The sequence below is a fragment of the Corynebacterium sp. HMSC064E07 genome, from assembly GCF_001815745.1.
Lineage (GTDB): Bacteria > Actinomycetota > Actinomycetes > Mycobacteriales > Mycobacteriaceae > Corynebacterium > Corynebacterium jeikeium_D.
In genome coordinates this window covers 92,354-117,662 of sequence record NZ_KV821828.1, presented here as the reverse complement: position 1 = coordinate 117,662, position 25,309 = coordinate 92,354, and the positions used below count along the sequence as shown (strand labels likewise).

Genomic DNA, 25,309 nt, shown 5'->3' with positions numbered 1-25,309 from the left:
CATTCGTGACCAACAGGGGAACGAAGCTCGAATTCCGCGAGCTGAACAAGCAATTCGGCGACGTCACCGCGCTCGCCGACATCAACCTAACCGTTGAACCCGGCGAAATCCTCGGCGTCATCGGTTATTCCGGCGCCGGTAAATCAACGCTCATCCGTATGATTAACGGCCTGGAAAAGCCAACCTCCGGGCAGGTTTTGCTAGATGACACCGACATCGTCGGCATCTCCGAGCGCCAGCTACGGGGCTTGCGCCGCAATATCGGCATGATTTTCCAGCACTTCAACCTCTTCCATTCGCGCAACGCGATTCGCAACGTTGAATACCCGCTGGAACTGGCCGGCATGCCGAAGGCCAAGCGCCGCGCTCGCGCCCAGGAGCTGCTGGAGTTCGTCGGTCTCGGCGACAAGGCGGAGTCCTTCCCCGAGCAGCTCTCGGGTGGGCAGAAGCAGCGTGTCGGCATCGCCCGTGCGCTCGCCACCGAACCGACGCTCTTGCTTGCCGACGAAGCCACCTCGGCACTCGACCCGGAAACTACTTCCGGCGTCCTGGATCTGCTGCGTCGCATCAATCGCGAAATGGGTGTCACTATCGTGCTGATCACCCATGATATGTCGGTTGTACGCGGTATCGCTGACCGCATGGCCATCATGGAAAATGGTCACATCGTCGAAACCGGTACGGTCCACGAGGTTTTTGCCAACCCCAAGACTGAGGTTGGCCGCCGCTTCGCCACCACCGCACTGCGCGATGTTCCAATTGGCCGTGAACGCGATTCGGTGAATCAGTCTGCCGAGAGCGCAGCAGCTCGCCTGGTCACCATCACTATCAATGACGGTGTTGACCTCGGTGCCCTAGCACAGGCCACTAGTGCCCACGGTGTCGCCGCCTCGGTGGCACACGGCGCGGTCGCCAATGTGCAGGCGAAGTCCTACGGCCGCCTTACTTTGCGATTGACTCCGCTGACAGGCAATTCCGCCTCGGATTCCTCTGATTTCGATGCCGCCATTGCTGCTATTTCCGAACTGACACAGGTAGAGGAGCTTGCATCATGATCGGTCTCTTAAACTCTCTGCCATCGGTGAGTGGCAAGGACACCAACTGGGATAGCCTCGGCCCGATGCTGGGCGAGGCATTCGGCCAGACGCTCTACATGGTCTGTGTCGCCATGCTGATTGGCGGTGTCGCAGGTCTAGCAATCGGCGTGCTGCTCTACACCACCCGCGATGATGGCGTACTGCGCAACAAGTTTGTCTACCAGGTCCTCAATGTCCTGATTAACTTTGTTCGCCCAATCCCGTTCATCATCTTGGTTACGGCCATCGGCCCACTGACAAAGAACGTGGTCGGCACCACGATCGGCACCGAAGCCGCGGTGTTCGTCATGTCGATTGCCGCCACATTCGCCATCGCGCGACTGGTGGAGCAGAACTTGATGTCCATCGACCCCGGCGTGATTGAGGCCGCCCGTGCGATGGGCGCAAGTCCGTGGCGCATCATCCGTACGGTCGTCGTGCCGGAGGCACTGGGCCCACTGGTACTTGGCTACACCTTCGCATTCATCGCCGTGGTCGACATGTCGGCTATGGCCGGCTACATCGGCGGCGGCGGACTGGGCAACTTCGCAATCACCTACGGCTACCAGGCATTCGACTGGAACGTCACTCTGGTGACAACCCTGGTCATCATCTTCATCGTCCAGTTGGCGCAGATCTTCGGCAACTGGCTCTCCAAGAAGATTATGCGCAGGTAGCCGCACACATTAGCTAGCCATTAGCTAGCGGCGGGTTACTTCGACCGCAGCCCAGCCCTTCTTTGGCCCTGGAGCATCACCGCAGGAAGACACAACACCTTCTGTGGTGATTTTCTCCAGGGCCACTTCGTATTCCACGACCTTGTCGCGGTCGCTGGGGCCGTCGTAAAGCACGACGACCGCAGTCGTACCGTCGACGTCAACGCGTGCGACGTCGTCTACGCCCCACGTATCTGCTTGACGACGCACAGCCAACTCGGCTGCCTGCCCCTGCGGGGTGTAGATACCACGGCCGCGGCAGCCCTCTGCATGCACGATGCCCCGCTGAGCGTCTTCGATAACCCCCTTGGCGTCCACCGCACTCAGACGTCCAAAGCTGTAATTCCATGGCAGCAGTACGCTAGCCGGCGCAAAGCGGTGCCCCTTAGAGTGGGAAGTTTCCCACACGACCTCTGGGTAGAGGTTGTGCATCGCCGCAGCGAGCGGGCGACCTTTAATCGCACAGCAACGATCGCGCTTACCGTGCGTACAGATGAGAAACAGTGGATGGTCTAGACGAGTGGCCCCCTCGGTGGGCTGTCCAAGCCGGATATCCAGAGTCATCAGGCCTTTAACATCGGCAACCATGCGATGTTCGAGGAAAACCTCAGAGCCATCCGCTGACTCGCAATGCGCGATATAGACGTTAACGCCATCACACGGCTGCTGGCCGATTCGGCCTGGTTTGCGAATTAGCTGCAACGCGCCACCGCGCTCAGATAACCAGGCTTCTACCTGACCGGTGATCTCTGCTCCCCATACCCCGCCGTCAAAAATATCGTGAGACCAACCGAGTTGGTGCTCCAACGCAATAAAGAGCTTTCCGGCTTTTGCAGTACCGGGAAGCGGCTCAGCCATCTGAGCGGAACAGGTGGTATCAAATTTGGCCTGGCTCATACACCTAAGCGTAATTGAGTGCCTCTGCGATTGGGTCTTAGGTCGCAGCGTTCACCCCTGTTTTATTACTATTGCGCAACACTTTGACAACAAATAACTTTGACCTCGACTTTTGCAGTTCAACTTGTTGAAATTCCGCAACTGCGCACATACCGTCGGACGTATGAATACGAAATCGCTGGATGCTTCGCGCACTCGTACCCGTATCGCGGCATCCCTGTGCCTCGCATTGGGTCTAGCTCTCGGTGCCTGCTCCTCTGACTCCTCCTCAGACTCGGCTGCTGCACTGTCTATGAAAACTGACTCAACCGCTGGCACCTCCGATTTGTCGAGCAGCTCTAGCAGCTCCACTAGCTCATCTGCGGCGGCGCAGACCACCATGGATGACGATGCTGCTCCGGAGGGCGATTTCAATAGCTCTTCTGCAGAAGCTGCTCCTTCCGATGGCGCTTACTTGGGTATTCAAGATGTCCGCGTCGGTTCCCACGACGGTTATGACCGTATTGTCTTTGAACTCACCGGCGAGGGCACACCGGGATACTTCGTCCGTTACGAGGATGTCCCAACCCAGCAGGGCTCCGGCAAGCCGATTTCTGTCGACGGCACAGCCAAGCTGGTAATCGACTTGCGGGGCATGGGCTACCCCTTTGATTTCCAGATGGAGGACTTCCCCTCTGACTCGGTCAAGCCGACATCGACGTCCGTTATTAAGGAAGTCGTCGGTGCCGGAACCTTCGAGGGGCAGACTCAGTATGTCGTCGGGCTCAAGGGAGATAAGACCCCGTTCAAGGTTTTCTCGTTGAGCAATCCGAACCGCCTGGTTATTGACTTCCAATCGAAGTAATCGGTTTGCCCACCGACGCACTCCTCCTCCACTGCGTCTCTACGCGTAAGCACCCTCGATTCTCCATGCGCCGGCATGCCCTATGAGCAACCAGGCGGCGATGGTACCGTCATTCGCTACCGCACGGATTTGTATTCTTGCCGCTCGGCGAGCCTCATCGGGTACCCACCAGCGCTCATCAATCGGCCAGGGCCCAGCCCACGATGACACGCGATATGTTGTTACTCCATGTCGCACCAGGGACGGTTCCGCCGTCATGGTCGCTCGCCCAGTTACGCCCACGGTGTGCCCATCGGCGTCGAGCACTTCCACCTCTGCATTCGCAGTCGCAGGAATAATTGCCGGATTGGGAGCAAGAACAGCTCCCGGCCATGGCTGATTAATTTCCGCGGTTTTTGTGTTTTTGGGGTTTTCTCCGAAAGCGACAAATCCCACTCTTTCGCCTGGGCCACGCCCGCCTTGCATGACTGGTTGCTGTACTGCCTCTGGCCCCAGTAACCCCTGCACACGCTCTGCAGCCCGGCGCGCTTTAGCTCGCGCATCATCACTACCGTGCCACAAATCCTGCTTTACAGTCCCGGCGGCGACCACATCCAGTGGCTCTAACTGCAGCTCTACGATTCCGCGGCTATCATCTCCGTCATTTTCCTCAGCGCCGTCAACAGTTCCAGCACCAGTGTCGCTGTTCCCTCGTGGCTGCTGCCGATTCCTGTTATTCAGCCAGCCATCGAGCTGCCACCGAACTCTGTCAGCCGTAGTCTGTTCTGCCAGTGGCTCAGTGCAGCGCCATACTCTGCGCACCTCTGAGCCGTCACTAAACTGCGCCACCACCGCTAAGCGGTAACACGAATACCCATGGTTAAAAAGTTTTTCATGCAGTTGCCCAGCTAGAAAGCGCGCGACGAATGAGGCCTCATCCACTCTTCGGAGTGGACTCTCCCAAGACTGGTAGCTCACCGCCAGTCCTGGCGGCAAAGATCGCGGTGCCACCAACCGCACTTCCCCACGGCAGGCCAAATCGTGCCATCTAGCCCCCTGCGCCCCAAACCTGTTGGCTATATCCCGCTTAGGCAACGCAGCGACATCCCCCAATGTGCGCAGGCCGAGTTCCTGCCACGACTTCGCAAGCTCTGCGGGCATCTCCAGTGCACTTTCCGCCCTCAGCTCCACCAGAGAGATTCCCTGCCGAAATCTTTGGCCTTCATCCTCCCCGGGAGCTACCAGCACTCCCCTGCGCGCTGCCAAAATAGCCGTCACAATATCGTCTGCGAGTCCCAAGCTGCAGTCCACGCCCGGTACCGCAGCGGCATCAAGCAGCTTTTCCAAGGCCACATCCTGTCCGCCGTAATAACGCATTACCCCTCGCGCTGCCACAACCGCCAAGCCTGGCCGTAGAGCTTCGACACCAGCTGCCACCGCCTCCAACCGTTGCAGCACGGATTCGAATTCCGCAGCGTCGCGCACCGCACTTTCCTCGACAACCTCCAGTTCCGGGCACAACGCTTCCGCATGGCGACGACTTTGCCCGCGCCGCACCCCTGCACGGCGCGCACTTGGAGAACAAGCAGCGACTCCGCTATCACCCACAATTGCAACTGGACTGAGCGGATTAGCCTGCGACGTCACAGATGCTAGATGCGCTGCCTGCACTGGCCAATCAGGAAGCCATAGCGCCACCACACGGCTCGATTCCGCCGCTGCCATTAGGACCTCCTCTGTGCGGGAAAGGCGACCACATTGTTCTGTTCCACCTGTTCCCCCACCCGCCAACGGCACTGCCTCCGCGGAAACCGCGTCCCCGACACACTGACGTGGTAATCCACTGCCCGAATCCGGCCATAACCAGTACCAATCCCGGAAACACCAGCAACAGAGCTGGAAATTTCCGACTCAGCGCCCGGCCACTGCTGCCCGACAAAAACCAGAGCACAACCACTCGTGCGCAGTCGTGCCTGCAGCGGACGTGCCTGCGACGGCGGCGGAGTGCGTGCCAACGAAGCCACCACCAAGTCAACGCCGTCCGCCAACAGCCCAATTACTTCAAGTGGCTGCATTCCAGGATCTGGCACACAGACAATGTTCGATAGCTTCCCGCCCAACTCCACCACGGAGAGCAACCCCTGCTCGGAGAGCCCAACTAGCGCAACATGACCTGTCTTCGTAACTTCCGCGATTAGGCCTGCCAATACCGCACCGGGCTGTTCAATGACACTGACAGCCCCTTTTCGCACTGCTCCCGCCAACGTATTTTCCAACGCCACCGGCACCGGCAGCGCCTCACCGAGCCCAAAGGTTGCACCAGTTGCAGTCCCACCAGACTGGGCTGCCATCGCCTGCCGCAATGCCGCAATAGTCTGCTCCCTAGACTGCCCCGCAGCAATATTGACCGCCGTTGTCACTTCTTGTTCCACCTCATCTCACTGCCATGCTCACCACGAACCCTGCTCGAATATTCTTTCCCAACAAGCGGATTAAACACTACCTTAAATAGCACGTACGTTCGATATTAATGTGCGAAGAAAAGCGCCGCACACCACCGCGCGACGCTCTAACCTCAGCCGAACACTACATTGCGTAATGCTTACGCCTTCACATCCAGGACTACATCGAATTCGAGCAAATCAGCCGACGACGACACCGGCTTGCGCTTTTCGCCCTCATGCGATGCCTTGAACGCACGGCCCTCACGCCACCCCTGGTAGGCCTCCTCGCTCTCCCACTCAGTGAAGACGAAGTAGCGGCTCTCCCCTGCGGTTGGACGCAGCAGCTGGAAACCAATAAAACCCGGGACATCGGTCATTTTCGAAGAGTTAGCGGAAAAGCGACGTTCGAGCTCTTCTCCCGCACCCTCAGGAACGGTAATAGCGTTAATTTTTACAATGCTCATGGTCATAACACTAGCCACACGACTCTCAACAATCTATAGTTCCACCGCTACTAAACTTAAGAAGTATGACTGAATGCAGCCGACGCCAACACTCTTCAGGGCCTTACCAAGACGCAACTCAACGCACGACAAAATTTATCAATAACCCCGTGCGGCTGGGGACGGCGATTGGCGTCATCACCGCAGTGATTACGCTGCTCGCGCTGCTTAACGCCCATATCATCGGCGCCATTGGCTGGTGGATCCTGATTGCGCTTCTACTCGCACTCATTGGCATCACCATTTTCCCGCGCCACGCAAAAACACCCACCAAAGAAACTCGGCCATCCTATTTCGCCGAGCCGATGCGTGAGTCACCAAACGACATCTCTTGGACCTCCAGCGTAAGCGTGCTGCTGATTTTCCCCGGCTCATGGATTATTGCTGCTGTCGCCGAACGAATCTCCTCTACACCGATCGCCTGCATAGTGACCCTAGTTCTGTCCGCCATCACCGCTACCTGCGCAATCCTGCCGCGGCAATTCGGCTTCCTCCCGATGGCCACACAACTTCCCGACGACTTCGCCCAACGCTGCCCTTATCCCGCCGACTCACCAGAGGCCCGCATCCTCGCGGTCCTCTTCACCGCACGTCTGCGCGACAACTACGTCTTCTTCACCGACCAGCTGTCTTACTTCGCCATGCTTGACGACGATGCCGTGAGCGCAGCCCTCCACACACTCGTGGCCGATAAGCGCATCACCATCACCAGGAACAATTCGGCCCTGACGGAAAAGGGCCGTGCCCGCGAGTTTGCACAACTCACAGACACGGCCCTTGCCAACTAGTGGCTTACTCCCACTCAATGGTTCCCGGCGGCTTGGAGGTCACGTCCAGGACCACTCGGTTGACCTCCGGCACCTCGTTGGTGATACGGGTGGAGATCTTCTCCAAGGTGTCGTACGGAACGCGAGTCCAGTCAGCGGTCATCGCATCCTCAGAGGAAACCGGGCGCAGCACGATTGGGTGGCCATAAGTACGACCATCACCCTGGACACCAACCGAGCGGACGTCGGCAAGCAGGACGACCGGGCACTGCCAGACAACCTCGTCCATACCTGCGGCCGTCATTTCCTCGCGTGCAATGGCGTCGGCGCGGCGGAGGGTATCCAGACGCTCCTTATCGACAGCGCCGATGATGCGGATACCAAGACCCGGACCCGGGAACGGCTGGCGAGCGACGATTTCTTCCGGCAGCCCCAGTTCGCGACCGACCGCACGGACCTCGTCCTTAAACAGCAGGCGCAGTGGCTCAACGAGGGTGAACTCAACGTCATCCGGCAGACCGCCGACGTTGTGGTGGCTCTTAATGTTGGCGGTACCAGAACCGCCACCGGACTCAACCACATCCGGGTACAGGGTGCCCTGGACCAGGAAGTCCACGGTCTCGCCCTCCGGAGCGCCCTCCAGCGCCTGTGCGACAGCGCGCTCGAAGGAGCGGATGAACTCACGGCCGATGGTCTTACGCTTGGTCTCCGGATCGGTGATACCAGCCAGAGCATCCAGGAAGACCTTGGAATCGTCGACGGTAATCAGCTTCGCACCAGTTGCGGCAACGAAATCCTTCTCAACCTGCTCGCGCTCACCCTGGCGCAGCAGCCCATGGTCGACGAAGACACAGGTCAGACGGTCACCAATAGCGCGTTGCACAAGTGCGGCGGCAACTGCGGAGTCAACGCCGCCAGACAGACCGCAAATTGCGCGACCGGTCTCACCGACCTGATTACGGACCTGCTCAATCAGCTCTTCCGCGATGTTAGCGGCAGTCCAGTCCGGCTCCAGGCCAGCAATCTCATACAGGAACTTCTCCAGAACCTGCTGACCATACGGCGAGTGGTTGACCTCCGGGTGGTACTGCACACCGGCCATGCGCTTTTCCAAGCACTCGAAAGCCGCTACCGGAGCACCCTTGGTGGACGCCGTAACGGTGAAGCCCTCCGGCGCCTTAGACACCGCGTCACCGTGGCTCATCCACACCTCGTGTGTCTCCGGCACACCAGTGTGAGCGACACCGCCACCGTCGACGACGTTCAGCTGCGTGCGGCCGTACTCACGGTCACCGGTAGCAGCAATCGTGCCGCCGAGCACCTCAGTCATCGCCTGGAAGCCGTAGCAAATACCAAACACCGGAATGCCCAGCTCAAGCCACTCTGGGTTGAGCTTCGGGGCACCTTCGGCGTAGGCACTGGACGGGCCGCCGGACAGCACCAGCGCAGCCGGGTTCTTGGCCTTAATTTCTTCGGTCGTCGCATCATGCGAGACCACTTCGGAATAAATTTTTGCCTCGCGCACACGTCGCGCGATGAGCTGCGCATACTGCGCACCGAAGTCCACGACGAGGACGGGCTTAGTCACCTGTTCAGACACGCCCTAAAGCTTATCAAGACTTACGGACTGCAGGCATACCCAGGTTCAGTGCAGCCGGAGCATCTTCCGGCACAGCCGGGTTCACCGGAGCAATCGGATCCAGGCGCACGTAGGACTCACCCTGCGCCGGACGCTGATCTTCCTCACCCTTATTCGGCCACAGCGACGTTGCACGCTCCGCATTCGCGGAAATCGACAGTGACGGGTTCACTCCCGGGTTGGCTGCCATCGCCGAACCGTCGTGAATCGAGAGCGTCGGGTAACCCCACACACGCAAGTACGGATCAACAACGCCGTTTTCGGGTGAATCCGAAATCGTTGCGCCGCCAATGAAGTGAGCTGTCAAAGGAATGTTTGCCAACTCACCGATAGTGCCCCCAGCCAGCACACGACCATTCCGACCACGTGCACTGAGCTTGTCCGCCGCACGTTGCGTAGCTTCGTTACCCGACGGAATCCACGTCGGATTCGGCTCCCCCTCGCCCTGCTTACTCATCAGGAAACGCACCGGCCCGATCTTTTGCAGGTACGTCGTAATCGAGTTGTCGCGATTCTGCATCACCAGAGAAATCACGGTGCGCTGCGACCACTTACGCAGATTCACGAGCTGCGTCAGGTAGTTAGGATGCTTTACGACGGTCCCCACAGCCTGCAACCATCGCGGAGTCCGACGACCTCCTTCGGTCATAATCATCTGCAGCATTGCGATGGCATTAGAGCCCTTACCGTAGCGCACTGGCTCGATATGGGTGTCCTCGTCTGGGAAGAATGATGAAGTGATGGCTACACCGTTAGAGAAGTCATTTTCCGGGTCCACCTTCGTACCCATCGCGCCCAAAATAGCCTCGGAGTTGGTGCGGGTCAGCTTGCCCAAAGATTTCGGTAGCAGCGGCAAGTGCCCATCGGCCTGCTGGCGATGCAGCAAATTCTGGGTGCCCCAGGCACCGGCGGCGAGAATGACGCGCTTAGCGCTAAACTGCTGCTTGCCCTTAGCTACCCAACGGCCAGTGCGCTCAGTGTCAATAACCCAGGAGCCATCAGCCTGAGGATGCAGGCCGGTAACGGTAGTGCGGTCAAAGACCTGCGCACCGAACTTCTCCGCCAAGTAGAGGTAGTTTTTAACCAGGGTGTTCTTGGCATCGTGACGGCAACCAGTCATGCACTCACCACATTCCGTACAAGCAGTACGGTCCGGGCCAATCCCCCCGAAGTAAGGATCGGAAACTGTTTGCCCTGGCGCACCCTGTCCACCTGTCTTGGCGCCAAAGAACACACCCACCGGAGTCGAGCGGAAAGTATGGCCCACACCCATATCTTCGGCTACCTCACGCATGACGACGTCGGCAGGCGTGTCGGATGGGTTGGTGACCACCCCGAGCATGCGAGATGCATTGTCATAGTGCGGAGTGAGTTCTGACTCCCAGTCGGTAATGTGCCCCCACTGACGGTGCTGGAAGTACTCGGTGCCCGGCTTATACAGAGTGTTTGCGTAGTTAAGAGAACCACCGCCGACTCCAGCACCAGCGAGAATCATGACATCTTTCAACATGTGCACACGCTGGACACCAAAGAGTCCCAGCTTAGGAGCCCACAGGTACTTGTGAAGCCGCCAGCTGGTCTTGGCAAAGTCTTTATCTTCGAACCGTCGACCAGCTTCGAGAACTGCCACTCGGTAGCCCTTTTCAGTCAACCGCAAAGCAGAAACAGAACCACCGAAACCGGAACCGACGATTACAACATCGAAATCGCGTTGTTTACTCATGGGAAAAGCCACCTTCTCTAAGGGCGTAACGCTAATGCGCGGAACTCATGTTCCTAACCCTAAGCGGAGGTGGCTTTTCAGTAAGGTAGTTTTGCGAAAAAACTATCCGATTACTTTGATTAAAAACCCTTTGGACGTACCGACAGCTCAACGCGGTGGAAGGACTTCAGGTTGGTAAAGCCGCACTTGGCCATCGCGCGACGCAGGCCACCGGCGAGATTGCGGTCACCGAACGGCGAAGCGGACGGGCCAAACAGAGCCTCTTCCAGGCTGACCAATTCCTTCTCATCGTCGACGACCGGCCACACCGCACCGCGCGGGTACTTCGGGTGTGCCGCAACAGACGGCCAGGCGTAGCCCTGCCCCGGAGCTTCGTGGACGGTTGCCAGCACACTGGACAGTGCCACAGCATCCGCACCGCAGGCGATTGCCTTGGCAATGTCACCGACGGTATCAATGCCGCCATCAGCAATGATGTGGACGTAGCGCCCCTCGGTCTCATCGAGGTAGTCCTTACGGGCAGCTGCAGCATCCGCAATAGCGGTAGCCATTGGCACATCGATACCGAGCGCATCCGGGGACGTCGTAAAGCCCGTACCGACAATCACACCAGCTGCGCCTGAACGCATCAGATGCAGCGCAGTCTGGTAGTCGACAACGCCACCGGCGATAACTGGAACGTCCAGGCTGCCGATGAAGTCCTTGAGGTTTAGCGGTTCACCCTGAGCCGTGACATGCTCTGCGGAAATCAGCGTGCCCTGGATAACCAACAAGTCGATGCCGGCCTTGATAGCCAGCGGAGCCAGCTCACGGGCATGCTGCGGGGAGACACGAACTGCAGTAATCGCGCCGGTTGCGCGAATCTCCTTGATGCGCTCAACCAACAGGTCAGTATCAATTGGAGCAGAGTGCAGTTCCTGCAGCTTGCGGTTCGCTGCCTCGGATTCACGCTTGGTGGCGGCATTCTTTGCCAACTCCACCAGCTCGGCGATCTTGTCCTGCGCATCGGCGTGACGGGCCCAGATACCCTCGGCGTTGAGAACCGCCAAACCGCCCAGGCGAGCAAACTCAGCGACGGATTCCGGGCTGGCGATGGCATCTGTCGGATGCATCATCATCGGGAGTTCGAAATCGTAGGCGTCAATTCGCCAGGAGGTATCGACGTCCTTGGACGACCGGGTACGCCGAGTGGGAACGAGTGCAATATCGTCCAACTCGTAGGTCCGGCGTGCCTCGCGGCCAATACCGATTTCAACGATGTCGCGCATGAGCTTTCCTCACATGCCCTTTCCGTGGAATTTAACTCGACTAAGCCAGTTTAGCGCTGGTAGTAGTTCGGCGCTTCGACAGTCATCTGGATATCGTGCGGGTGCGACTCGCGCAGGCCTGCAGCGGTGATCTGGACGAACTGTGCGTCGTGCAGCTGCTCGACGGTAGCGGAACCGGTGTAGCCCATAGCTGCACGCAGACCACCGACCAGCTGGTGAACGATGGAGTCGATACTGCCGCGGAACGGAACACGACCCTCAATGCCTTCCGGAACCAGCTTCTCTTCGCTCTTGACATCAGCCTGGAAGTAGCGGTCCTTGGAGTAGGAGCGCTTCTCACCGGTCAGGCCGCGGCCCTGCATAGCACCCAGCGAGCCCATGCCACGGTACATCTTGTACTGCTTGCCGTTGACGAAGGTGACCTCACCCGGAGCCTCAGCGGTACCGGCCAGCATCGAACCGAGCATGACGGAGGATGCACCGGCTGCCAGAGCCTTGGCGATGTCGCCGGAGAACTGCATACCGCCATCGGCGATAATCGGAACGCCAGCCTTCTTAGCTGCGACAGAGGCTTCCATGATGGCGGTGATCTGCGGGGCGCCCACACCTGCGACAACGCGAGTGGTGCAAATCGAGCCTGGGCCGATACCGACCTTGATGGCATCTGCACCCGCGTCAATCATGGCCTGTGCAGCGCCACGGGTAGCCAGGTTGCCGCCGATAATCTGGATGTTCTCGCCGAATTCCTTCTTAACGCGGGAGACCATCTCAAGTACACCTGAGTTGTGGGCGTGAGCGGTATCAACAACGAGCACGTCTACGCCTGCGTCAGCCAATGCGTGCGCGCGCTTCCAGGAGTCCTCGCCGGTACCGATGCCAGCACCGACCAGCAGACGGCCGGAACCATCCTTGGAAGCATTCGGGTACTGATCCTTCTTGACGAAGTCCTTGACGGTAATCAGACCAGTCAGGCGGCCTTCGCCATCGACGATCGGCAGCTTCTCCACCTTGTGAGCGCGCAGCAGGTTCAGCGCCGCATCGCCAGACACACCCTGCTCAGCCACGACCAGCGGCATCGGGGTCATGATTTCGGAAACCTTGCGGTTCAGGTCTGCCTCAAAACGCATGTCACGGTTGGTGCAGATACCGACCAACTTGCCGTCCTTATCGACGACCGGCAGGCCCGAGATGCGGTAACGAGCGCACTTGGCATCTACTTCGGCGATGGTGTCATCCGGGGAACAGGTCACCGGGTCGGACACCATGCCAGCCTCAGAGCGCTTCACAATCTCGACCTGCTGAGCCTGCTCCTCGATAGACAGGTTGCGGTGCAGGATACCCATACCGCCCTGGCGGGCCATGGCAACAGCCATGCGGGCCTCGGTGACGGTGTCCATAGCAGCGGACACAACCGGAATGTTCAGACGCAGCTCACGAGTGAGCTGCGTCGAAGTATCAACGCCGGAGGGGATAACGTCCGAAGCATCCGGCAGCAGCAGGACGTCATCGAATGTAAGGCCGACTAGTGGAATCTTGTTGGGATTGTCTCCGCCGAGGCTAATTCCCGTGGGGTTGGTCATGGACTCCTCCTGCTCCACCCTTGCCGACATCCGGCCAGGGGCGCTATCGCTTCGTGGTTGCCAAACGTTATATACAGGGTAGTCCTTCAGTGATGAAACGCGACAATTAGGCGGAGCGACAGGTGCCCGACAAGGGTTAGCCGAAAGCTAGCTGAGGGTTATTCCAAGGTGAACTAAACCCCAACTAAGTGCATCGCCAATCGACAGGATTGCCGTACAGAGCTGTTACGGTAGTGGTTGTGAACCACAACTTTTTCTCATCCATGCCGCGGGATCCGTTCGAAGGAGATCCCAATGACCCGGCAAGCTTTCTCGAGCCGGATGAGCCGTTTGCTCCACTGACAGACCAGGAACGTCGAGAGGTTCTTGAAGATCTGGCCGCAGTTCGCCTATTCCGCACCGCTTTGAGCCCAGAGGGATTACTGGGCGTCTGCATGTTGTGTGAGGACTGCGGTGACGAGCACTTTTATAACTGGGAGGTTTTGGAAAACCACTACCTGATGCTCCTGTCTGGCCAGGCATCCCCGGTTCACGAGCCACAATTCGATCCAGACCCCTCCCGTTACGCCCCATGGGACTACTGCGCAGGCTTTGTCGACGGTTTGCGTTCTCGACGACCTGGCCGTTTCTAAAAATTTGGTAAGAGTTTGACGGAATTGTTTGCGTAGTATCCCGGCTGGCCTCCTTAGGTTTACCAACCGTTCATTGTTGGCCTCCACACTTGAGCTCACTGCTTCAAGAAAGCTCAATGAAGGAGACATCAATTCCGATGACGTACATCGACCACTTGCCCGGGCCCAATGCGGATTTGTGGGATTGGCAGCTGCACGGCTCTTGCCGCGGGCAGGACTCCGCGACCTTCTTCCACCCGGAAGGCGAGCGCGGACGCGCACGCAGCCTGCGTGAAGCCCGTGCGAAGGCTATCTGCCGTTCTTGCCCTGTTCTTATGCAGTGCCGTAGTCACGCACTCAAGGTTGGTGAGCCATACGGTGTCTGGGGCGGTCTCAGCGAATCTGAACGAAATGAAATCCTTCGAGCTAAGCCGGCCGCACGTGAACGCGAACTTGAACGCGTTCTAGTTACTGCCATGTAGTCCCTCCCCTCTCTCGGACTCCAGCCGGTTCACATAAAAACCAAAATGCTCCCCACCCTCAGATTGAAAGGTGGGGAGCATTTTACGTGCCAAAGGCCCGGGCACTAGCTCACTGACAATTAGTGAGCGTGATCGTGCTGCGGCTCTTCCTCCGGCTTATCCACAACGGAAGCCTCGGTGGTCAGCAGCATACGCGCCACGGAGGTTGCGTTGACGACTGCGGAGTGAGTGACCTTGACCGGGTCGATGACGCCGGACTCAATCAGGTTCTCGTAAGTGTCAGTAGCAGCGTTGTAGCCGTTGCCGTTCTCCAGCTCACCAATGTGGTAGACAACGACAGCACCGTCCTTACCAGCATTCTCAGCAATCCAAAAAGCCGGACGGGTCAGAGCCTTGGCAACTGCACGGACACCGACTGCCTCGTCGCCCTCGAACTCGTCAGCGAATGCCTCGAGTTCACGGGAGATCTGCACCAGTACGGAACCGCCGCCGGCGATGACGCCTTCCTGAGCTGCCGCACGAGCAGCGTTAATGGCATCCTCGACACGCAGCTTGCGCTCGTTGACCTCGGTCTCGGTAGCAGCGCCGACCTTAATGACAGCCACGCCGCCAGAGAGCTTCGCCAGACGCTCTTCCAGCTTCTCGCGATCCCAGTCAGAGTCAGTGCGCTCAATCTCGGCACGGATCTGGTTACGACGCTCTTCCACAGCCTCAGCGGTGCCGGCACCGTCAACCAGAACGGTCTCGTCCTTGGTAATGGTGATACGGCGTGCGTTACCCAGCACCTCAAGTCCTACGTCCTTCAGCTGCATGCCAGTGTCAGCCGTAACGACGGTTGCACCGGTGACAACTGCCAGATCATCCATGAACGCCTTACGACGGTCACCGAAGTACGGTGCCTTCACTGCGGCAACCTTCAAGGTCTTGCGCATAGCGTTGATGACCAGTGCGGACAGCGCCTCGCCCTCGATATCCTCAGCCATAATCAGAGTCGGCTTGCCGGACTCGGCAATCTTCTCCAGAATCGGCAGGAACTCCGGCAGGGAGGAAATCTTCTCACGGACCAGCAGCACCTGTGCACCGTCAAGAATTGCCTGCTGAGCCTCGACGTCGGTAATGAAGTACGGCGAGAGGAAGCCCTTGTTGAAAGACACGCCCTCGGTCACGGACAGCTCGGTGGCAATCGACTGCGACTCCTCCACAGAGACGACGCCGTCCTTGCCAACCTTGTCCATGGCACCTGCAACCAGGTCACCAATTTCAGTGTCGCGCGAGGAAACGGTTGCCACCTGTGCGATGGCAGCAGAGCTGCTGACCGAGGTGGCGCGCTGCTTCAGCAGCTCAACCGCCTTGTCGGATGCAGCGTGAATACCACGGTTCAGCGAAATCGGGTTTGCGCCGGCTGCAACGTTGCGCAGACCCTCGTGGACCAGCGCCTGTGCCAGCAGCGTTGCGGTAGTAGTACCGTCACCGGCAACGTCATTGGTCTTGACCGCAACGGACTTAACCAACTGCGCGCCGAGGTTCTCAAACGGATCCTCAACGTCGATGTCGCGGGCGATGGTCACACCATCATTGGTGACCAGCGGACCGCCGAAGGCCTTGTCCAGGACAACGTTGCGACCCTTCGGGCCAAGCGTGACCTTGACTGCGTCGGCAAGCGTGTCCACACCGCGCTTGAGGCCTTCGCGAGCCTCTTCGTTAAAAGCAATAAGCTTCGCCATGTGTGGGTACGTCCTCCCTTTAGTTCTCGATAACAGCCAGGATGTCGCGCTGCGACAGCAGCAGGTACTCTTCGCCCTGGTACTTCAGCTCAGTGCCGCCGTACTTGGAGAAGATGACGATGTCACCCTCCTTGACGTCCATAGGAATGCGGTCATCGTCATCGGCCCAACGACCCGGACCAACTGCGATAACGGTAGCTTCCTGCGGCTTCTCCTTAGCGGAGTCCGGGATAACCAGGCCAGAAGCCGTGGTGGTCTCTGCTTCGTTGATCTGGACGAGGACGCGGTCCTCCAGCGGCTTGATGTTGACGTTCGCCACGATGAATTCCTCCATACATGCGGTGATGTGATGTTCTTGTGCCGGTTGGTCTGCCGTGCACAGCCGTCGTCGCGGGTGAACAACTGTGTGTCAAACAACCTTCGTTAGCACTCTACCCCTGCAAGTGCTAACACTCAACAATAGTGAGCGCTAATGCTAATTGGTCAGCTTGTCGGGGTTACACGCCATACGACCGAACACAGTAACCGTCATTCCGTGTTCCTTGATGTACTCATCGCTAAAGCACGGGCCACCAGAACCGGTTGTGTAACGACTGTCTGGCTCCCTCCTTTGCCAGGCACCTTCGTCCCATTGGTAGACCGCCAGTCCACCACTGTTTGCGCGCCCACCCAGCGCCCACCATCCGTCACAGGCGACAATCGTAAAGTTTTCCTCCGTAGTCGGGAACGCCGATGCCTCGCAATCCCCACTAATCGGATAATCGGGCGTAGCCGTACTCGTAGTTTCCTTCTTGGCTTTCTCCGGCGACTTCACCTTCACGGTCTCCGTCGCAGTCGCAGTAACAGTGAGCTTCGGCGTTACTTCATCCTTGGCACCTGCACCAAACCATTGCTCACCTCGACCACTCACAACTAGGTAAAGCACCGCCGCTACAGCGACAATCACCACAAGCAGCAGCGCGATGACTGCCCATAGCACTCCCCGAGCACGACCGCGCTGATGTTCAACTTGCGGTGCTTGCGTTGTTTGCAGTTCACCCTGCGGCGCAAACAGCTCAGTCTGATTATGCGAATTATCGGATGGCTGAAGTTCCCACTCGCTGTAGTCTTTACTCATTTTTGGGCAAGCGCTTTCCTGTAATTGTCCTGCGATCCATGGCAGAGAAACAAGTCAAAGTCAGTTAACGAAATTTAACATGGATCCGAGGGGCAATCACTGCTTATTGCATTACAGGATCTTCCACAGGCATGGAGGGGTCGGTCGGGCAGGCGTAGCCAGAGGGCTTGACCCCCGCGGCAATGAGGTAGGCGGCAGCTGCGCCAATCATGACACCGTTGTCGGTGCACAGCTTAATCGGTGGCACGTGCAGCGTAATTCCTGCCGAGGTAGCTCGCGCCGCTGCGAGTTCACGCAACCTCGAGTTCGCAGCCACACCACCACCGAGCAGCAGCGTAGTGGCCCCCACATCCTGAGCTGCGCGAACGGCCTTCTTGGTCAATACATCGCAGACCGCCTCCTGGAAGGAAGCACAGACGTCCTCTACGGAGTATTCACGACCTTCCTTCTCTGCCGCTTCGACATAGCGGGCCACGGCGGTTTTCAAGCCGGAGAAGGAGAAGTCATGGCGCGCATCCTGCTGGCGCATCATGGCGCGAGGAAACGCGATGGCCTTGCGATTTCCCTGCTTAGCCAACTTATCGATAATCGGGCCGCCCGGGTAACCCAACCCAAGCAACCTCGAAACCTTGTCGTATGCCTCTCCGGCTGCGTCGTCAAGCGTCGATCCGAGCTCCTCCATCGGACGACCAACCCCCTGCACGCGCAGCAGCTGCGTGTGCCCGCCGGAAACCAAGAGCGCCACTGCGTTGGATAGATCCGCGCCGTCGAGAGCTCCGACAGCAACGTGGCCACCAAGGTGATTAATGCCGTAGAAAGGCACACCCCAGGCGGCGGCATAAGCCTTCGCGCCTGCCGAACCGACCAGCAGCGCACCGGCGAGACCGGGTCCCACGGTAGCGGCGACGGCATCTGGGATAAAAGTATCGATACCGAGCTTGGCAGCTGCTTGCGCGCGCGCCTCGGAGACTACTGGCTGCAGGGCTTCCAAATGAGCGCGGGAAGCAATCTCCGGGACCACACCACCGAAGCGGGCGTGCTGTTCCATGGAGGATGCGACGACGTCGGCAAGCACTTCCACCTCGGGAATGGCGGGGGCGCTGGTGTCGGTGTCGTCGTAGCGCACACGCATCACTGCAGCGCCAGTCTCATCGCAGGAACTCTCGATTGCCAGCAGGGTCAACTCGGTCATAGCAGTCATGGTACTAGCGCACCACCGGGTCACTTACCAGCGACCGAGTTTAAATTTCGAGGCGACCGAGGTTCCGCACAGCGGCACGCCAGAGAGCGTATTCCTCTGGGTAGTCATCGCGGTAGTGACGCACGGCGCGCATACCGTGCTTAATACGCTCGATTTCCTCGTCGCCGATATCCTTGCCCTCGGCGTCGACAAATACGACCGTTCCGCAAATTGCGGTGGTGGGGTCGGTAAAGAAAGCCGAGTTGCCCGTAGCAGCCTCATTGCGGCCGAGGGACGCGACCGGATTCGGTTCAGCGCCCTCAGCCTTGGCCGTCGGGTTGTAGAGAGCGGCGTAATCGGCGCCGTCTTCCTGAAACGCCACCGAAACACGGTCGGAGGAAACTCCGCCGAGGAATGTAGCAGCGGCCTCCAACTCAAATTCGACGATGCGATGCGTCAGGTCAGGGTTCACCAGAAAACCTTTAATCATGGAAACAGAGGTACCGCACCGCACCCGCTCCCGCATCTCGAGAGCGCTACCCCCACTATGGCCGCGGGATGTTGCGGAGGTTCGACCGTGCCATGTTGATCATCTGACCAACGCCGCCGCCGAAGACGGTGCGAGTAGCGGCCTTGGAGAATCCCATCAGCATGTCCCAGGTGATATTTGCCGGGATGGACAGGGCATTCGGGTCGGTGATCATGTCCACCAGCACCGGGCCGTCGTATGCCAGCGCCTCCTGAATCAGGCGAGGCGCATCGGCCGGATCTTCAATTCGGATGGCCTTGATACCCAACGACTCTGCGACTCCGGCGTAGTCCACTGCGTCGTGATCGGTCTCGTGCTCCGGCAGCCCCTGAACCAGCATTTCCAGCTTGACCATGCCGAGCGAGGAGTTGTTGAACACAAACATCTTGATGGGTAGCTGCTCCTGCTTCACGGTGATGAGCTCACCGAGCAGCATTGACAGGCCACCGTCACCGTTGAAGGTAATGACCTGACGGTCCCGGTCAGCAGCCTGCACACCAATGGCCTGCGACAGTGCATTGGCCATAGTGCCGTGACGGAAAGAACCAATCTGCTCTCGCTTGCCATTCGGCGTGACGTAGCGTGCAGCCCAGACATTGCCCATACCGGTATCGACGGTGAAGACGGCATCGTCATCGGCGTACTTATCAATCAGGTCGGCTACATACTCCGGGTGAATCGGGCGCATGTTCTCAACGTCGTGGGTGTATGCCTCGATGACGTGGCTGAGCAGGCGCTCGTGGTTCCGCAGCTGCTTGTCCAGGAAGGAGCGATCGGTCTTTTCATCCAGGTGCGGCAGGATGGTTTCGATTGTGGCAGCCACATCGCCGACGACTGGGTACTTCACCGTGGTACGACGACCGATGGCACGACCATCGATATCGACCTGTGCGACGTTCTTAGTCGGCAGGAAGTCGTTGTACGGGAAGTCAGTACCGAGCAGAATCAACAGATCAGCATCGTTGGAGGCATCGTGGCAGGCGCCGTAGCCCAGCAGGCCGGACATACCGACGTCATAGGGGTTGTCGTACTGGATGTACATCTTGCCACCCAGCGCATGTCCCACCGGCGACTTAATCTTCTCCGCAAGCTTGAGCACCTGTTCGCGGGCGTCCTTCACACCTGCGCCACAGAAAAGCGTGACGGTTTTAGCCTCGTTGATTGCGTCGGCAAGCGCGGCGGCCTGGCCGGCGTCAGGGAATACGACTGGGCGACCGCTGCTGATTGTGGAGGTGACGAACTCATCATTTTCCACTTCATGCGTTGTAATGTCGCCCGGCAGAACCAGCACGGAAACACCGTGGCCAGTCATGGTCGACTGGATAGCGTGATGCAAAACGACGCCACCCTGCTCAGCGGAGTTGACCATCTCGCAGTAACCGGAGCACTCGTTGAAGATGAACTCCGGATGGGTCTCCTGGAAGAAGTTCGAGCCAATCTGGCGGGAAGGAATGTGCGATGCCAGCGCCAGCACCTTTGCGCCGTTGCGGTGGGAGTCATACAGGCCCTGAATGAGGTGGGTATTACCCGGGCCACAGGAGGCCGCACACACTGCTAATTCGCCGGTGACCAGGGACTCCGCGCCGGCGGCGAAGGCGGCAGCCTCTTCGTTGCGAACGTGCACCCACTCAATGGAGGACTCGCGCACAGCGTCGACAATGGGGTTCAAACTATCTCCAACGAGTCCGAAGATTCGCTTGACACCCTGCTTCTCTAGGGTTTCTACGAGCTGTTTTGCAAAGGTTTTAGCCATGTGCCTGGTTTAACGCAGATTAGTCAATACGTCAACATCTAGCTGGCCAACTCAGGCCGACACATCGTGTACGCATCCGCCCCAGAGCCCGGATAATAGTTCTTTCGCAGCCCCATATTTTCGAAGCCATAGCGCCGATACATGGCGATTGCGGGTTCGTTATCTGTGCGAACTTCCAAAAACACCGGGCCCGAATCCTCCGCCACAGCTGCCATCAGCGCGTCCATCAGCTGCGTCCCAAAGCCCCGGCGCTGCCACTTCTTCCCCACCCCGATGGTGTGAATCTCGTACTCGGCGGCACCCGCAGGCCCCAGCTTGGTAATCCCCGCATAGCCGCACAGTTCTTCGTCCTCGTCTACATCTGCAATCAGCCCGACGTAGAAATTGTTCGGCGCGGCCAGCTCGGCCATAAAGGCCGATTCCGACCAGGGATCGTCGCCGGCAAATAGCTCCGCCTCAATCGCCGCACACGCCTTGGCCGCAGGAGGCCCGAGACGCACTAGCTTGACGACGCTCATCTCATAGCCTTCGGGACAACGGCATCCGGACGGCGCAAGTACAGCGGCACCAGTGGGCCCGGCGCGGAGTCAAAGTCGACCGCTTCAACCATGGCTGTCGGAGTGGGAAAGACTTGTTCGGCAGCAACCTCAAGCCCGGTAATTTGCTCGATGTGGCTGAGGCTGCCGCGGGCCTGGCTCGGCGCGAAGTCGGCGGCTTCTGCTGCAAGTTCTTCCTTGAGCAGCTCCATGACGTCGGCTGGCTTGGCCACTCCCGGGCCGAAAACTCGCTGGCCATCGCGGTAGGCGGCGAAGTACACCTCGCGGCGGCGGGCATCGGTGACGACCAGTTCATCGCCAACCCCACCCGCAAGCGAATCCAGGCTGCAGATGCCGTAGCAGGGAATTCCCAGAGCGTCGGCGAAGGAGGCTGCGGTGGCCATACCAACGCGCAAGCCCGTAAACGGCCCCGGCCCACAGCCGACAACCACGGCATCTAGCTCGGTTGCCGCCACCCCACTGTCAGTGAGGCACTGCTGAATCAGCGGCACCAGCACCTCGTTGTGCGCACGGGCATCCAGGTGCAGCTTTTCGGCCACGGTTTCACCATCGCGGACAATTCCCGCGGTGACCTGTGGAGTCGATGTGTCAACGGCCAAAATGTTCATACTCAGTAACCTACTTGAACCGACTTGAAGCTACTTGCTCCACGTCCAGGTGACGACGCGGGCATCGTCGTCACGCGAACGATCGATACTCACCTGTAGATAGCGCTCGGAGAGCACCTCGGCGAGCCCCATTCCCCACTCGGCGACCACGACGCTGTCCTCAAGGTCGGTGTCCAAATCGAGCGAGTCCAGCGCATCGAAGGCCTCGCCATCGGAGCCGGGTCCCTCTTCGCCGAAGAGTCGATAGGCGTCGACGTGGATGAGGGTGACGCCGTCGGTTGCCAGCGGACGGTGCTCGCGGGCGATTGTGAACGTCGGCGACGTCACGCGACCGCGCACATTCATGCCGCGGGCGATGCCCTGCGTGAGGGTCGTTTTGCCCGCGCCGAGTGGGCCATCGAGAATCACCAGATCCCCAGCTGCCAACTCCCGGCCAATTTCCTCGCCGAGGTCACGCATGTCCTCTGCGGTTGGCGCGATGCGGCTGCGCACCCACTTTCGCTCGCTGCGTCCCTTTGGCGCAGTGAGGATTTCGTAGTTAATGGTGCCGGATGCCTTCGCGAGGTCATCGAGACCGGGCTCCCCCAGTGCGGGATCACCGACGATAACCGCAGTGTCGCCGGCCTCGACTTCGGTGTCGGGCCCCAGGTCGACGACGAATTGATCCATACACACGCGCCCTACCTGCGGATAGCGCGTGCCATTGATGCTGACCTCGAAATGCCCGGAGGCCGAGCGCATCATACCGTCGGCGTAGCCACAGGGCACGATGCCGATGGTGGTATCGCGGTCAGCTGTCCACGTCTGTCCGTAGGACACCGACTGCCCCGCCGGCAGCTTCTTGACCAATATGACCGACGCTTCCCACCTCATCGCCGGACGCAATCCATGGGTGGCACCCACAATTGGCTCGCCACCATAAATCGCCAGCCCTGGACGCACCATATCGAAGGCCAGGTCAGGACGTGACAACGATGCCGGCGAATTCGCCGCATGGTTAATCAGCTCGTCCAGCCCCGCCTCACGCAGTGCCGCAATCGCAGCACAGAAATTCTGTGCCTGCTTATCGACGCTCTCGTGGCCCGGCTCATCCGCGCACGCAAAGTGCGTGAAAGCACCGGTGACGTTCAGAGCACCGGTCTTGTGCAGCTCAACCAGCTGAGCGACCGCATGCTCAAAGTCCCCATTGGCCATAGAGAATCCCGAGCGCCCCAAGCCCGTATCGACCATCACCGTCACACGTGGTGTCACCGACAGCGCCCGCCCGGCATTGGCCACGGCCAGCGCATGAACCATCGACGGCAGACCGAGGTCAATATCTGCAGCCACAGCTCGCTGCACCAACGAGGTGGCCGCTGCGTCCCAGATCCAGGCAAGGATGGGGATGGCGTGGCCGTCGTCAAGCGTGGCGCGGAGTTCCTCGCGGAGGGAGAGCGCCTCGTCGATTGTTGCGACACCGAGCTGCGTTGCCCCGCCGGCCAGCGCGGCACGCGCGGTCTGCAGCGCACCCTGCGAGTAGCCGTCCGCCTTGACGACGGCCATGAATTCCGACACCCCTGCGATGGCCTTGACGGTCTTCACATTGTGGGTGATCGCGTCGAGATTAACGGTATGGGTCAGGATGGCTGGTGCCGAGGAAGTCATAGCCGTATTTTGCCACTGCTGCCTTCGTTGGTGAACCATGCGGTGGCATCTCGGATGGATTCGGCGATGTCCTGGGCGCTGCAGGGTGCTGGTCCGAACTCTGTCTGCGCGGCCAAAAATGCGGCGCGCGCATGAATAATTGCTGGTAGATAGAGGGCTTCGCCACGCGCTACCCAGGCGCCGAGGAGCCCGGACAGTACATCGCCAGAGCCCGGCGTGGCTGCCCAGGAGCTACCCGCGTCAATCACGACTGTGCGCTGCGTTGTCGGATTGACCATCACAGTGCGGCGTCCCTTGAGCAACACTTCGGAGGAGAACTGCTCGGCAAGTTCACGCGCATCTGCGATGGGGTTAGTGACCTCGTGCCCGGTCAGGCGCTCGAATTCACCGGCGTGCGGCGTGAGAACAGTGCGCAGGTTGCGCTCCTGGCCGCGCTCACGAACGAGCTGTCGGATGTCCTCATGCTTCGACAGCAGTGTCAGTGCGTCAGCGTCGATGACCACTGGTTTGTCAGTGGCCAGAATGTCTCGCAGTTCCTCGGCGGCTTTCTCATCAGTGCCCCGACCGGGACCGACGACCCAGGCATCGACGCGTACCTCTTTGCGATCCACCGAGTCCTGCTGCGTAATGACCGTCGGCAAGGCTGCGGTGATGCGGTTACGTGCGGCCGCGTCGCCGACATAGATGACCGCGGGACTGGTCGCATGCACGGCAGCGGTGACGCACAGCTGACCTGCGCCGGGATACGCCTCGCTACCGGCGGCGATTCCTGTAACTCCAGTGGAGTACTTGTGGTCTGCAGCACCGGGTTCGAGCGGGGTCATCGCGCCAAGTGGTGCCGGAAAGCTCCCGCCTAGGGCTTCGTAGAACTCCACGGTCGGAGTCTGGTGGTGGACGGCATTGTAGGTACCGTTTTCATAGAGCGTCTGCCCCAGTCCTGGAAGTTCGAGGGAGAAGGCATCGAGCGCAATTTCGTGTAATTCGACGGTGCCACAGGATTCGGACAGCGAGTGCGCGTAGCGCAGACCGCCGAAAGTCACCGTTGTCGTGGCCTCGACGTGAGATGGCAAGTACGGGTTCTGTCCCTCCTCCAAATCAGGGTCTGGATTGATGGTCTGGGCAGGCGGGTCAAAAGTACGCCCAGTATCGGCTTCTACGCCGCTCGGCACATCAACCGCGAGAATGGGAACTTTGCCCAACCGCGCTTCGCGCACCAACCACGCGGCCTCTTCACGCAGCGCGCCGTGACCTCCGAGCCCCACGATGCCGTCGATGATCAATGCGTAGTCTTCACTAATCGACCACAGAATCTTCGATAAATCCGTCTCCCGGTCACACCCCAACGGCAGCACCCGCCCACCTGCGAGTTCAAAAGCTTTCAGCGCCCGTTCATGCGGCTTCGAGCCCAGCAAAACCGCATCCACGCCATGCCCATCCGAGGACAAGTTTCGGCCAGCATAGAGTGCATCGCCACCATTGCCTCCCGATCCGACCAACAGCAGCACGCGACCGCGACCAGGCTCCGGAGATGCCTCTGAGAGCATCCGCTCCGCCACCTCCGACACAGCGGCGGCTGCGTGGCGCATGAGTTCGTCGTCACGCGTTTGTGCGTCCAGATAGGGCTGTTCCGCGGCGCGAATTTCGGCAGCTGTGTAGCAGTACGTCATA

24 protein-coding genes are annotated in these 25,309 nt (G+C 59.4%); 6 read left to right on the top strand and 18 right to left on the bottom strand.

Annotated features, from left to right (window positions below; all coding sequences use genetic code 11):
* Nucleotides 1-5 precede the first annotated feature (5 nt).
* Both HMPREF3053_RS09120 and HMPREF3053_RS09115 read left to right on the top strand, forming a co-directional pair.
* Nucleotides 6-1,055, top strand: a complete 1,050-nt coding sequence (locus HMPREF3053_RS09120; RefSeq protein WP_049169931.1) for a methionine ABC transporter ATP-binding protein — start codon at nucleotides 6-8, stop codon at nucleotides 1,053-1,055.
* Between the two features lie 65 nt (nucleotides 1,056-1,120).
* Nucleotides 1,121-1,753 carry a methionine ABC transporter permease gene (locus HMPREF3053_RS09115; RefSeq protein ID WP_224783781.1) on the top strand — a complete coding sequence of 211 codons (633 nt, stop codon included), beginning with the start codon at nucleotides 1,121-1,123 and terminating at the stop codon, nucleotides 1,751-1,753.
* 24 nt (nucleotides 1,754-1,777) lie between these two features.
* On the opposite strand, the gene HMPREF3053_RS09110 is transcribed toward HMPREF3053_RS09115, so the two are convergent.
* Nucleotides 1,778-2,689, bottom strand: coding sequence for a sucrase ferredoxin (locus tag HMPREF3053_RS09110; protein WP_070545690.1), 912 nt, complete (start codon nucleotides 2,687-2,689; stop codon nucleotides 1,778-1,780).
* Nucleotides 2,690-2,852: 163 nt separating this feature from the next.
* Here HMPREF3053_RS09110 and HMPREF3053_RS09105 point away from each other — a divergent pair, with 163 nt between their 5' ends.
* The gene (locus HMPREF3053_RS09105) at nucleotides 2,853-3,533 is read left to right on the top strand and encodes an AMIN-like domain-containing (lipo)protein (RefSeq protein ID WP_049190345.1); all 681 of its coding nucleotides are present in this window, start codon (nucleotides 2,853-2,855) and stop codon (nucleotides 3,531-3,533) included.
* Between the two features lie 39 nt (nucleotides 3,534-3,572).
* On the opposite strand, the gene HMPREF3053_RS09100 is transcribed toward HMPREF3053_RS09105, so the two are convergent.
* From HMPREF3053_RS09100 to HMPREF3053_RS09090, 3 genes are all read right to left on the bottom strand, one after another.
* Entirely contained in the window at nucleotides 3,573-5,237 is a 1,665-nt protein-coding gene (locus tag HMPREF3053_RS09100; protein WP_070604451.1) for a Y-family DNA polymerase, read from the bottom strand.
* On the bottom strand, nucleotides 5,237-5,932 hold the full coding sequence (locus HMPREF3053_RS09095; RefSeq protein WP_070595978.1) for a hypothetical protein: 696 nt from the start codon (nucleotides 5,930-5,932) through the stop codon (nucleotides 5,237-5,239). Before HMPREF3053_RS09095 ends, HMPREF3053_RS09100 begins: the two co-directional genes overlap by 1 nt.
* A 182-nt stretch (nucleotides 5,933-6,114) precedes the next feature.
* Nucleotides 6,115-6,420, bottom strand: a complete 306-nt coding sequence (locus tag HMPREF3053_RS09090) for an antibiotic biosynthesis monooxygenase family protein (RefSeq protein ID WP_038629377.1) — start codon at nucleotides 6,418-6,420, stop codon at nucleotides 6,115-6,117.
* A 149-nt stretch (nucleotides 6,421-6,569) separates the two neighbouring features.
* On the opposite strand from HMPREF3053_RS09090, the gene HMPREF3053_RS09085 reads away from it, so the two are divergent.
* Nucleotides 6,570-7,247: a hypothetical protein gene (locus HMPREF3053_RS09085; RefSeq protein WP_070767599.1), complete on the top strand. Its 678-nt coding sequence runs from the start codon at nucleotides 6,570-6,572 to the stop codon at nucleotides 7,245-7,247.
* Nucleotides 7,248-7,251: 4 nt separating this feature from the next.
* On the opposite strand, the gene guaA is transcribed toward HMPREF3053_RS09085, so the two are convergent.
* The 4 genes from guaA to guaB all read right to left on the bottom strand — a co-directional run bounded on the left by guaA (nucleotide 7,252) and on the right by guaB (nucleotide 13,436).
* Entirely contained in the window at nucleotides 7,252-8,826 is a 1,575-nt protein-coding gene (gene guaA / locus HMPREF3053_RS09080) for a glutamine-hydrolyzing GMP synthase (protein ID WP_070642892.1), read from the bottom strand.
* 13 nt (nucleotides 8,827-8,839) lie between these two features.
* Nucleotides 8,840-10,588, bottom strand: coding sequence for an FAD-dependent oxidoreductase (locus HMPREF3053_RS09075; RefSeq protein ID WP_070767598.1), 1,749 nt, complete (start codon nucleotides 10,586-10,588; stop codon nucleotides 8,840-8,842).
* 119 nt (nucleotides 10,589-10,707) lie between these two features.
* On the bottom strand, nucleotides 10,708-11,856 hold the full coding sequence (locus tag HMPREF3053_RS09070) for a GuaB3 family IMP dehydrogenase-related protein (protein WP_048731529.1): 1,149 nt from the start codon (nucleotides 11,854-11,856) through the stop codon (nucleotides 10,708-10,710).
* 50 nt (nucleotides 11,857-11,906) lie between these two features.
* Nucleotides 11,907-13,436 (bottom strand): IMP dehydrogenase, encoded by a 1,530-nt coding sequence (gene guaB / locus HMPREF3053_RS09065; RefSeq protein WP_016422119.1) that lies wholly within the window; start codon nucleotides 13,434-13,436, stop codon nucleotides 11,907-11,909.
* A 263-nt stretch (nucleotides 13,437-13,699) separates the two neighbouring features.
* On the opposite strand from guaB, the gene HMPREF3053_RS09060 reads away from it, so the two are divergent.
* Together HMPREF3053_RS09060 and HMPREF3053_RS09055 are read left to right on the top strand one after the other, a co-directional pair.
* The gene (locus HMPREF3053_RS09060) at nucleotides 13,700-14,068 is read left to right on the top strand and encodes a DUF5319 domain-containing protein (protein ID WP_038629374.1); all 369 of its coding nucleotides are present in this window, start codon (nucleotides 13,700-13,702) and stop codon (nucleotides 14,066-14,068) included.
* 137 nt (nucleotides 14,069-14,205) lie between these two features.
* Nucleotides 14,206-14,529, top strand: a complete 324-nt coding sequence (locus HMPREF3053_RS09055; protein WP_016422117.1) for a WhiB family transcriptional regulator — start codon at nucleotides 14,206-14,208, stop codon at nucleotides 14,527-14,529.
* Between the two features lie 119 nt (nucleotides 14,530-14,648).
* Here HMPREF3053_RS09055 and groL read toward each other — a convergent pair whose 3' ends face one another.
* The 10 genes from groL to HMPREF3053_RS09005 form a co-directional block, all read right to left on the bottom strand.
* Nucleotides 14,649-16,253, bottom strand: a complete 1,605-nt coding sequence (gene groL, locus HMPREF3053_RS09050; protein WP_016422116.1) for a chaperonin GroEL — start codon at nucleotides 16,251-16,253, stop codon at nucleotides 14,649-14,651.
* Nucleotides 16,254-16,272: 19 nt separating this feature from the next.
* Nucleotides 16,273-16,572 carry a co-chaperone GroES gene (gene groES / locus HMPREF3053_RS09045; RefSeq protein WP_005510054.1) on the bottom strand — a complete coding sequence of 100 codons (300 nt, stop codon included), beginning with the start codon at nucleotides 16,570-16,572 and terminating at the stop codon, nucleotides 16,273-16,275.
* A 156-nt stretch (nucleotides 16,573-16,728) separates the two neighbouring features.
* Nucleotides 16,729-17,370 (bottom strand): hypothetical protein, encoded by a 642-nt coding sequence (locus HMPREF3053_RS09040; RefSeq protein WP_049169953.1) that lies wholly within the window; start codon nucleotides 17,368-17,370, stop codon nucleotides 16,729-16,731.
* Between the two features lie 103 nt (nucleotides 17,371-17,473).
* The gene (gene tsaD / locus HMPREF3053_RS09035) at nucleotides 17,474-18,553 is read right to left on the bottom strand and encodes a tRNA (adenosine(37)-N6)-threonylcarbamoyltransferase complex transferase subunit TsaD (RefSeq protein WP_049170057.1); all 1,080 of its coding nucleotides are present in this window, start codon (nucleotides 18,551-18,553) and stop codon (nucleotides 17,474-17,476) included.
* Between the two features lie 58 nt (nucleotides 18,554-18,611).
* Nucleotides 18,612-19,040: a hypothetical protein gene (locus tag HMPREF3053_RS09030; RefSeq protein ID WP_042388422.1), complete on the bottom strand. Its 429-nt coding sequence runs from the start codon at nucleotides 19,038-19,040 to the stop codon at nucleotides 18,612-18,614.
* A 55-nt stretch (nucleotides 19,041-19,095) separates the two neighbouring features.
* On the bottom strand, nucleotides 19,096-20,832 hold the full coding sequence (locus HMPREF3053_RS09025; RefSeq protein ID WP_016422112.1) for a pyruvate dehydrogenase: 1,737 nt from the start codon (nucleotides 20,830-20,832) through the stop codon (nucleotides 19,096-19,098).
* 38 nt (nucleotides 20,833-20,870) lie between these two features.
* On the bottom strand, nucleotides 20,871-21,350 hold the full coding sequence (rimI, locus tag HMPREF3053_RS09020) for a ribosomal protein S18-alanine N-acetyltransferase (protein ID WP_016422111.1): 480 nt from the start codon (nucleotides 21,348-21,350) through the stop codon (nucleotides 20,871-20,873).
* Entirely contained in the window at nucleotides 21,347-21,997 is a 651-nt protein-coding gene (gene tsaB, locus HMPREF3053_RS09015; RefSeq protein ID WP_070767597.1) for a tRNA (adenosine(37)-N6)-threonylcarbamoyltransferase complex dimerization subunit type 1 TsaB, read from the bottom strand. Before tsaB ends, rimI begins: the two co-directional genes overlap by 4 nt.
* 30 nt (nucleotides 21,998-22,027) lie before the next feature.
* Nucleotides 22,028-23,641: an alanine racemase gene (gene alr, locus HMPREF3053_RS09010; RefSeq protein ID WP_070767596.1), complete on the bottom strand. Its 1,614-nt coding sequence runs from the start codon at nucleotides 23,639-23,641 to the stop codon at nucleotides 22,028-22,030.
* Nucleotides 23,638-25,308: a bifunctional ADP-dependent NAD(P)H-hydrate dehydratase/NAD(P)H-hydrate epimerase gene (locus HMPREF3053_RS09005; protein ID WP_016422108.1), complete on the bottom strand. Its 1,671-nt coding sequence runs from the start codon at nucleotides 25,306-25,308 to the stop codon at nucleotides 23,638-23,640. Before HMPREF3053_RS09005 ends, alr begins: the two co-directional genes overlap by 4 nt.
* Nucleotide 25,309: the final 1 nt, after the last annotated feature.

Excerpts from the sequence above, each read along its gene's own strand:
- HMPREF3053_RS09100 (WP_070604451.1), bottom strand. The coding sequence starts at position 5,237 with ATGGCAGCGGCGGAATCGAGCCGTGTGGTGGCGCTATGGCTTCCTGAT.
- HMPREF3053_RS09040 (WP_049169953.1), bottom strand. The coding sequence starts at position 17,370 with ATGAGTAAAGACTACAGCGAGTGGGAACTTCAGCCATCCGATAATTCG.
- tsaB (WP_070767597.1), bottom strand. The coding sequence starts at position 21,997 with ATGAACATTTTGGCCGTTGACACATCGACTCCACAGGTCACCGCGGGA.
- HMPREF3053_RS09055 (WP_016422117.1), top strand. The coding sequence starts at position 14,206 with ATGACGTACATCGACCACTTGCCCGGGCCCAATGCGGATTTGTGGGAT.
- HMPREF3053_RS09005 (WP_016422108.1), bottom strand. The coding sequence starts at position 25,308 with ATGACGTACTGCTACACAGCTGCCGAAATTCGCGCCGCGGAACAGCCC.
- HMPREF3053_RS09075 (WP_070767598.1), bottom strand. The coding sequence starts at position 10,588 with ATGAGTAAACAACGCGATTTCGATGTTGTAATCGTCGGTTCCGGTTTC.
- HMPREF3053_RS09115 (WP_224783781.1), top strand. The coding sequence starts at position 1,121 with ATGCTGGGCGAGGCATTCGGCCAGACGCTCTACATGGTCTGTGTCGCC.
- alr (WP_070767596.1), bottom strand. The coding sequence starts at position 23,641 with ATGACTTCCTCGGCACCAGCCATCCTGACCCATACCGTTAATCTCGAC.
- guaB (WP_016422119.1), bottom strand. The coding sequence starts at position 13,436 with ATGACCAACCCCACGGGAATTAGCCTCGGCGGAGACAATCCCAACAAG.
- HMPREF3053_RS09030 (WP_042388422.1), bottom strand. The coding sequence starts at position 19,040 with ATGATTAAAGGTTTTCTGGTGAACCCTGACCTGACGCATCGCATCGTC.
- HMPREF3053_RS09090 (WP_038629377.1), bottom strand. The coding sequence starts at position 6,420 with ATGAGCATTGTAAAAATTAACGCTATTACCGTTCCTGAGGGTGCGGGA.
- HMPREF3053_RS09070 (WP_048731529.1), bottom strand. The coding sequence starts at position 11,856 with ATGCGCGACATCGTTGAAATCGGTATTGGCCGCGAGGCACGCCGGACC.
- HMPREF3053_RS09110 (WP_070545690.1), bottom strand. The coding sequence starts at position 2,689 with ATGAGCCAGGCCAAATTTGATACCACCTGTTCCGCTCAGATGGCTGAG.
- groL (WP_016422116.1), bottom strand. The coding sequence starts at position 16,253 with ATGGCGAAGCTTATTGCTTTTAACGAAGAGGCTCGCGAAGGCCTCAAG.
- HMPREF3053_RS09105 (WP_049190345.1), top strand. The coding sequence starts at position 2,853 with ATGAATACGAAATCGCTGGATGCTTCGCGCACTCGTACCCGTATCGCG.
- HMPREF3053_RS09060 (WP_038629374.1), top strand. The coding sequence starts at position 13,700 with ATGCCGCGGGATCCGTTCGAAGGAGATCCCAATGACCCGGCAAGCTTT.
- HMPREF3053_RS09025 (WP_016422112.1), bottom strand. The coding sequence starts at position 20,832 with ATGGCTAAAACCTTTGCAAAACAGCTCGTAGAAACCCTAGAGAAGCAG.
- rimI (WP_016422111.1), bottom strand. The coding sequence starts at position 21,350 with ATGAGCGTCGTCAAGCTAGTGCGTCTCGGGCCTCCTGCGGCCAAGGCG.